At 63.7% G+C, this 1,449-nt stretch carries 1 protein-coding gene; it reads left to right on the top strand.

The genetic code is table 11. The features are described 5' to 3' along the window. Nucleotides 1-91: 91 nt before the first annotated feature. Nucleotides 92-1,441, top strand: coding sequence for an IS30 family transposase (locus RE4_RS30550; protein WP_060939900.1), 1,350 nt, complete (start codon nucleotides 92-94; stop codon nucleotides 1,439-1,441). Nucleotides 1,442-1,449 lie beyond the last annotated feature (8 nt).

Here is a 1,449-nt window from a genome sequence, read left to right as displayed (position 1 = left end):
GGGCTCAATCGGTGGAAGCAACATTCGAGGTCAGGAGGGTGTTGTGGGTCGTCCATCGGATTGGGTGCGGGAGGTGACGGGCAGGGCTCCGATGAGGTCACCGGGAGCGCCGGGCCATCCTCGGTCTAAGGAACGAGATTTTTGGGAGCAGATCAGTACCGGCAAGCTACCTCGCGAGGCAGCTGACGCTGTCGGCGTGGCGCAAGCGGTTGGTCAGCGGTGGTTCCGGCACGCTGGCGGGATGACGCCGTACTCGTGGCCCCCGCCGGCAGGCAGGTACCTTTCTTTGGCAGAGCGTGAGGAAATCGCGATCCTGCACGCCACCGGCCACGGAGTGCGCGCGATCGCGAGTGCCATCGGGAGGAGCCCGTCGACGATCTCGCGGGAGTTGCGCCGCAACGCTGCCACGCGTGGAGGCACGCTCGAATACCGCGCCAGCGTGGCGCACTGGAAAGCCGAGTTGTTTGCCCGCCGCCCGAAGACCGCCAAGCTCACGGCCAACGATCGGTTACGGCACTATGTTGAGGACCGACTCTCGGGCCGGATCACCATGCCGGGCGGCGATGCTGTCGCCGGACCGCTCGAACGGCAATGGAAAGGCTTGAACAAGCCCCATCGTCAGGACCGCCGATGGGTGAAAGCGTGGAGCCCCGAGCAGATTTCGAACCGGCTACCAATCGATTTCCCGGATGATCTGAGCATGAGAATCAGCCACGAAGCCATCTACCAGTCCCTGTTCATCGAGGGCCGCGGCGGCCTGCGCCGCGAACTCATCTTGTGCCTGCGCACCGGCCGTGCTCTGCGCATGCCGCGGGCAAGAGCAAAGCGTGCTGCCTGGGCTCACGTGAGCCCGGACGTACTGATCAGCGAGCGTCCCGAAGAAGCCGACGACCGTGCGATCCCCGGGCACCACGAGGGTGACCTCATCATCGGTACGGACAGGTCCGCAATCGGAACCGTCGTCGAGCGCACAACCGGATACACCACCCTCGTGCACCTGCCACGGGAGCGTGGGTGGCGACAGCAACCGATCACCAAGAACGGGCCGGCACTGTCGGGATACGGAGCGGTGTCGATGAACAGAGCGTTGACACAGGCACTGGCGTCGATGCCCACCGAACTCAAACGCTCGCTGACCTGGGACCGCGGGAAAGAGATGTCCGCACACGCCCAGTTCACCATCGACACCGGGCTGAAGGTCTACTTCGCCGACCCGCACAGCCCGTGGCAACGAGGCACCAACGAGAACACGAATGGACTACTGCGCCAATACTTTCCGAAGGGAACTGATCTCTCGCGATGGAACCCAGACGATCTCGCGGCAGTCGCCCACGCTCTCAACACGCGACCACGGAAACGACTCCAATGGCGAACCCCCGCTGAAGCTTGGGACGAACACCTACGATCAATTCAACAGCAACGTGTTGCTTCGACCGGTTGAATACGCCC

This window comes from Rhodococcus erythropolis NBRC 15567 (genome assembly GCF_001552595.1).
GTDB classification, from domain to species: domain Bacteria; phylum Actinomycetota; class Actinomycetes; order Mycobacteriales; family Mycobacteriaceae; genus Rhodococcus_F; species Rhodococcus_F erythropolis.
Note: the sequence above shows the minus strand (reverse complement) of the source record. Positions and strands in the feature narration are given on the sequence as shown.

What these genes read in the sequence shown, in the direction of transcription:
- RE4_RS30550 (WP_060939900.1), top strand. Translation starts at nt 92, where the DNA reads ATGAGGTCACCGGGAGCGCCGGGCCATCCTCGGTCTAAGGAACGAGAT.